The sequence below is a fragment of the Phytoactinopolyspora alkaliphila genome (assembly GCF_010550695.1).
GTDB lineage: Bacteria > Actinomycetota > Actinomycetes > Jiangellales > Jiangellaceae > Phytoactinopolyspora > Phytoactinopolyspora alkaliphila.
Window position 1 is genome coordinate 22,687 of sequence record NZ_JAAGOB010000022.1, and the last position, 6,312, is coordinate 28,998.

The window sequence follows — 6,312 nt, forward strand, 5'->3', positions numbered from 1 at the left end:
CTAGGCCACCGGGTCGTCGGCGTCGACCGGAGCCAAGCGCAGCACGCGGGCGTTGGCGTCGATGATCTGCCGTTCGCGAGAGAGCAACGACTCGGCGGTGTCGGTCCCCGCCCGGAAGAACCGCCCGGCCAGTTCATCCAGCCTGCCCTCCCCGATGGCGACGATCAGGTCGACGACGTCCTGCGGCGCGGTCCAGTCCGTGCGCCCGGCGTGCATCGGCATCGGCGTCGTCATATCGGTCTTCACGTGTCCGGGCGCGACATCGAAAGCGCGCACGCCACGCCCCCGGTACTGCGCGTCCAGCTGCGTGGTGAAGCGCGCCAGCGCACCCTTGCTCAGCGTGTATCCGGTGTAGCCGGTCATCGCCTTGTGCCCGGCGCCGCTGTTCATGTTGACCACCCGGGTTCCGCCGGCGGGCAGCATCCGGCGCAGCACGGCGGCCGTGACCGCGAGCACGCCACGCACGTTGACCTCAATCACCCGCCACGTTTCGTCGAGACGGCTGGTCAAGAAGTCCGTATCCGACCCCTCGATCACTCCGGCGTTGTTCACCAGCAGGTCGAGCCCGCCGAGCTCGTCGGCGATCCGGCCTACGGCGTCGGCTGCGGCGCCGGGGTCGGTGACATCCGCGACGGCGACGGCCACCGGGACACCTGCCTGCCGGCATTCGGTGGCGACCGCTTCCAGGGCGTCCTTGTTGCGTGCCAGCAGACCCAGGCTCCAGCCCTGCGACGCCAGGCCGAGGGCCAGGTGCCGGCCGATACCCCGGTTCGCGCCAGTGATCAGGGCTCGCTTCATCGCCATACTCACCTCTCAATGATCTCCCGCCAGGCGGCCGGATCCCCCGCACCCTGGCCGGGAACAGGTCGGTCAGGACCGCAGGGCCGCGCCGGTCCGCTCCGCCGCGACCGCCACGGCGGCGTCCCGTGCCGCCGTGGTCTCCTCCACCGTCAGCGTGCGGTCCGGAGCCCGGAATCGCAGCGCGTACGCCAGAGATTTGCGGCCTTCGCCCACCTGGGCGCCACTGTAGACGTCGAACAGCCGCACCGATTCGAGCAGCTCCCCCGCGCCCTCGACCAGGGCCTCCTGGACGGACGCGGCGGGAACCGCCTGGTCGACGACGAGCGCCACGTCCTGGGTCGCCACCGGGAACGTCGACACCGACGGCGCCCGGACCGGCTCGTCGGTGGCCGGGAACCGGTCGAGTTCCAGCTCCATCGCCGACGTGCGGGCCGGCAGGCCCAGCGTGCTCAGCACCCGGGGGTGCAGTTCACCGGCATGGCCGACAAGTGTCTGCCCCACATACAGCGCCGCGCACCTACCCGGGTGCCACGGTGTGTGCTGGTCCGCCTCGACCCGCACCTCGGCGCCCGCGGCCTCCGCGACGAGCCGGGCGGCGTCGACTGCGTCTGCCCAGGTGGCGGGCCGGCTCGGGCCCCACCACCCGGCCGGTTCCAGGTCACCGCACAGTGCTACGGCGATCCGGCGCGGCTGGTGAGGCAGCGCGGCCTCCAGCGCCGCCAGCTCGTTGTCGGAGGGACGGCGGTGAACCGGCAGCCGCGGCGGCTGTGGAAGCGGAGCGTCGTCCTGGCGGAAGACCAGGCCCGATTCGAAAACCGCGACGTCAGTGGCGCCACGGCCGACGTTGCGGCGCACAGTGGCCAGCAACCCAGGCAGGAGCGTGGTGCGCAGTAGCGGCTGCTCATCGGAGATCGGGTTGGCCAGGCGCAGCGCCCGGCGGCGAGCGTCGTCGGCGGGGAAACCGAGGGCGTCGAAATCGGACTCGCCGACGAACGGATACGAGGGCGCCTCCACGAACCCGGCAGCGGCGACCGCCCGCTCCACCCGGCGGCGCAGCCGCTGGCCGAAGGTGACACCGTGCCCGGGCGGGGCCACCGGCAGCACCGAGGGAATCGAGTCGTATCCGCGCAGGCGGGCGACCTCCTCGACCAGGTCGTGTGGGTCCGTGAGATCGGGTCGCCAGCTCGGTGGGGTCACGGTCAGGATGCCAGAGGCGTCTTTCGCCACGGCGGCGCCGACCGTCTCCAGGGAGCGCACGACCTCCTCGGAGGTGTACTCGACGCCGACGATCTTGGTGGGAAGGCCGGCCGAGATCTCCAACGACGCGGGAACGGCACCTCCGCCGGTGATGGTCACCCCGGGCTCGACCGTCGCGCCGCCCAGCTCGGCGAGAAGCTGCGCCACCCGGGTCGCCGCGACCACCGGCAGCGCCGGATCGACGCCCCGCTCGAACCGCTTGGACGCCTCGCTGGGAAGCTTGTGCCGGCGAGCCGTGCGCGCGATACCCGCCGCCTCGAAGTTCGCCGCCTCGATCACCACCGACGTGGTTCCGGCACCGAGCTCCGTCGTTCCGCCGCCCATCACGCCGGCCAGCCCGATGGGACCGGACTCGTCGGTGATCAGGAGGTCGTCGGCATCGAGCGTGCGGACCACGCCGTCGAGGGTGGTGAGCTTCTCGCCTTCCTCGGCCCGGCGCACCACGACGGGGCCCCGCAGGAGGTCACGGTCGTAGCCGTGGATGGGCTGACCCAGCTCGAGCATGACGTAGTTGGTGACGTCGACAGCCAGCGAGATGGGACGCATCCCGGCCAGCTGCACCCGGCGCTGCAGCCAGCGCGGGCTGGGCGCGGCCGGATCGAACCCGGTGACCGTCCGGGCGGCGAACACCGGGCAGCGCTCGGCGTCGGCCACCTCCACCGGGTATCCGGGTTCACCGGCCGGCATTGCGGGATCCGCCGCGCCCGGGTCGCGGAACTCCAGGCCGTACGCGGTGGCTACCTCCCGGGCCACGCCACGCACGGACAGACAGTACCCACGGTCCGGGGTCACGGCGATGTCCAGGACGTCGTCGCGCAGGTGCAGTACCTGGATCGCGTCGTCGCCCGGCTCGCCCTCATCGGGACCCAGCACCATGATGCCGCTGTGGTCCTCGCCGAGACCGAGCTCACGTGCCGAGCAGATCATGCCGTCTGAGACGTGCCCGTAGGTCTTGCGCGCCGTGATGGCGAATCCGCCGGGCAGCACGGCGCCGGGCAGACAGACGACGACGAGGTCGCCGGCCTCGAAGTTGCGCGCGCCGCAGACGACGCCGCGAGACGCCGCCCCCACGGTGCTCTCCGACGAGCGGTCCACGTTGTGCTCCGGACCGACGTCGACCGAGCACCAGCGCACCGTCTTGCCGTTCTTGTGGGTCTCCTCGCTGAATTCCAGCACTCGGCCGATCACCACCGGGCCGGTGACGTCGGAGCCGGCTTCGTGGACGGTCTCGACCTCCAGACCGGCCCGGATCAGCCTGGTGGCGACGTCGCGGGACGGGATCTCAGCGGGCAGGTGGACGTAGTCGCGAAGCCAGGACAGAGGGACGCGCATTTAGATCTCCATCCCGAACGCGGCGGCGAACCGGATGTCGCCCTCGACCATGTCGTGCATGTCCTCGATCCCGTGCCGGAACATCAGCGTGCGCTCCAGCCCCATCCCGAACGCGAAGCCGGTGTAGCGGTCCGGGTCGACGCCGCACGCCACCAGCACACGCGGGTTCACCATGCCGCAGCCACCCCATTCGATCCAGCCTTCGGAGCTGCAGGTACGGCACGGCCGGTCCGGGTTGCCCACGGAGTCGCCCCGGCACACGAAGCACTGCAGGTCCATCTCGGCGCTCGGCTCGGTGAACGGGAAGTACGAGGGACGCAGCCGGGTGGTGATGCCGTCGCCGAACATCGCCGAGGCGAAATGATCCAGGGCCCCCTTGAGATTCGCCATGGTCAGCCCCTCATCGACCGCGAGCCCCTCGACCTGGCTGAACACCGGCGTGTGAGTGGCGTCGAGCTCGTCGGTGCGGAACGTGCGGCCCGGGCAGATCACGTAGATGGGCGGCTTGCGAGACAGCATGGTCCGGGCCTGCACCGGCGACGTGTGGGTCCGCAGCACGACACCGGAGTCCTCGGACTCCACGAAGAACGTGTCCTGCATGGTCCGCGCGGGGTGGTCCGGCCCGATGTTGAGGGCGTCGAAGTTCAGCCACTCGGCCTCGGCCTCGGGACCCTCGGCGATCTCCCAGCCCATGGCGACGAACACGTCGCCCACGCGCTCCTGGATGGTGGTGAGCGGATGGCGGGCGCCGCGTGGCCGGCGGTCCCACGGCAGCGTGACGTCGACCGTCTCTTCGACCAGGACCCGCTCGTCGCGCTCGGCCTCGAGGACCTGCTGGCGCTCCTCCAGCACCGCCGTCACGTCCCGGCGCGCGGCACCGACACGCTGCCCGGCGTCCTTGCGGGCCTGGGGCGGCAGGGCGCCGATCTCCTTGTTGGCCAGGGCCAGGGGCGAGCGATCACCCAGATGCGCGAGTCTCACCTGTTTCAGCTCTTCCAGGTCACCGGCCTGCGCGATGGCACCGAGCGCCTCGTCGCGCATGCGGGCGACCTCGTCGGGGTGAAGTGGGGTGACTTCGACCGGATCGAACTGCTTGTTGGGCGCGGACATTTTCCTCGCTACCTGCGTATGGGTCTGCTGGGGAACAACCCCGCGATTCTACGACTCCGCGGCGTCTGCGCGCTCAGCCCGTCCGTTGCGTCCTGCAGAGCGTGCCCTCCGGCGCTCCCTTTGCCGGACGCAAGGGCTCAGCCCTGGTCGGCGAGGCGGGCGGGGAATCCACCGGTGGCGATCGGTCCCCACCGCTGCGGCGTCACCCGGATCAGGGACTTGCCCTGGCGGCGCATCGCGTCCCGGTACTCGTCCCAGTCCGGGTGCTCGCCGGAGATGTTCCGGTAGTACTCGACCAGCGGCTCCAGCGCGTCGGGCAGGTCGAGCACCTCGGCCTCGCCGTCCACCTGGACCCAGGCGCCCCCGAAGTCATCAGACAGCACGACGACGCTGGCCCAGGAGGTGCGCCGGACGTTGACCGCCTTGGCTCGATCCGGGTACGTCGACACCACGAGGCGTCCGGCGTCGTCCACCCCGCAGGTGACCGGAGACGCCTGCGGGCTGCCGTCCGCGCGGGTGGTCAGCAACACGGCGTGGTGGCGCGGCCGGACGAACTCCAGCAGGCCGTCCAGGTCGACGGTGGTGTTGGTGGCGAAACTCGGCATGACCTCCACCCTATCCCCGTGATCATCGACGATCGCCGGCATCAGCACGTGGACAATCGTTCATGATCACGGTGAGGTGCGGAGGACGCGAGCGGAGGCGTACAGGCAGACCGCCGCGGCAGTGGCGAGGTTGAGACTCTCGGCCTGCCCGTAGATGGGTACGCGGACGACGTGGTCGGCTACGGCGCGGACCTCATCCGGCAGCCCCCATGCCTCATTGCCGAACAACCACGCCGTCGGCCGGGACAGGATGCCCTCGGCCTCGGCCTCGTCGAGATCCAGATCACCGGAGCCGTCAGCGGCCAGCACCGTCAGACCGGATTGGCGCAGCCGCTGCACGATCACATGTGCAGGCGCGCCGGACACCACGGGAATGTGGAACAGGCTCCCCGCCGACGCCCGTACCGCCTTGCCACTCTCAGGATCCACCGACCCGTGGCTGAACAGCACCGCGTCAGCGCCCGCCGCGTCGGCACAGCGGATCACGGTCCCGGCGTTGCCCGGGTCGCGCGCGTCCACAAGGACCGCGACCAGACTCGGCGGGCCAGGAGCCGGACTATCCGACGGGCCGTCCGGTGACGGCGGATCGCCGGCGGGCAGCACGTAACTGGTTGCCGGAGCGTCGTCGGCCGGCAGCACGTCGTCGAGCGTCCGGACGATCGACCGGCAGATCGCCACCAAACCCTGCGGGGTGACGGTCTCGGACAGCGACGCGAGCGCGGCATCGCCGGCGACACGCACGTCGATGCCGACCTGAGCCGCTTCTGTCACGATGTCGGGATGCCGATCCTGCGCTCCTGGGGTGACCAGGATCTCCACGACGCGATCCGCACCCGAGCGCACCGCCTCCCGCACCGCCTGCGCACCCTCGGCGAGGAACAGGCCGCTCTTCTCCCGAGCCGGCCGGCGGGTGAGCTTACGAGTCTGGCGGACCCGCTCCGAGCGCTCATTGAGCACGACCCACCTCTACCCCACTCCCCCGCGCCGCTTCCCAAATGATCATGTAAACCATGTTTTCCCGTGCTTCACCATGTCTGCAGGCATGGTACGGCACGGGAAAACATGGTTTACATGATCATTTGAGGCTCTCCTGACGTTTCCGTGGGTTAGCGGCCCGGGAGGGCTGGGCGGTAGCCGCCGAGGGAGAGCATGGCCAGGGCGATGAGGGCGTGAGGGTCTTTGAATCCGTAGGCGACGCGGGTGATGA

At 70.6% G+C, this 6,312-nt stretch carries 6 protein-coding genes; all 6 read right to left on the bottom strand.

Features of this window, described 5'->3' with window-relative positions:
* A complete protein-coding gene (locus tag G1H11_RS24610; RefSeq protein ID WP_163821325.1) occupies positions 1-804 on the bottom strand; it encodes an SDR family NAD(P)-dependent oxidoreductase in 804 nt (267 codons plus the stop codon).
* 66 nt (positions 805-870) lie between these two features.
* Entirely contained in the window at positions 871-3,390 is a 2,520-nt protein-coding gene (gene pheT, locus G1H11_RS24615; protein ID WP_163821320.1) for a phenylalanine--tRNA ligase subunit beta, read from the bottom strand.
* Positions 3,391-4,500 (bottom strand): phenylalanine--tRNA ligase subunit alpha, encoded by a 1,110-nt coding sequence (pheS, locus tag G1H11_RS24620; RefSeq protein ID WP_163821321.1) that lies wholly within the window; start codon positions 4,498-4,500, stop codon positions 3,391-3,393.
* A 137-nt stretch (positions 4,501-4,637) separates the two neighbouring features.
* The gene (locus G1H11_RS24625; protein ID WP_163821322.1) at positions 4,638-5,105 is read right to left on the bottom strand and encodes a PPOX class F420-dependent oxidoreductase; all 468 of its coding nucleotides are present in this window, start codon (positions 5,103-5,105) and stop codon (positions 4,638-4,640) included.
* 66 nt (positions 5,106-5,171) lie between these two features.
* A complete protein-coding gene (locus tag G1H11_RS24630; RefSeq protein ID WP_163821323.1) occupies positions 5,172-6,062 on the bottom strand; it encodes a TrmH family RNA methyltransferase in 891 nt (296 codons plus the stop codon).
* 149 nt (positions 6,063-6,211) lie between these two features.
* On the bottom strand, positions 6,212-6,312 hold a 101-nt coding region (locus tag G1H11_RS27330), incomplete at its 5' end, for a hypothetical protein (RefSeq protein WP_343074920.1).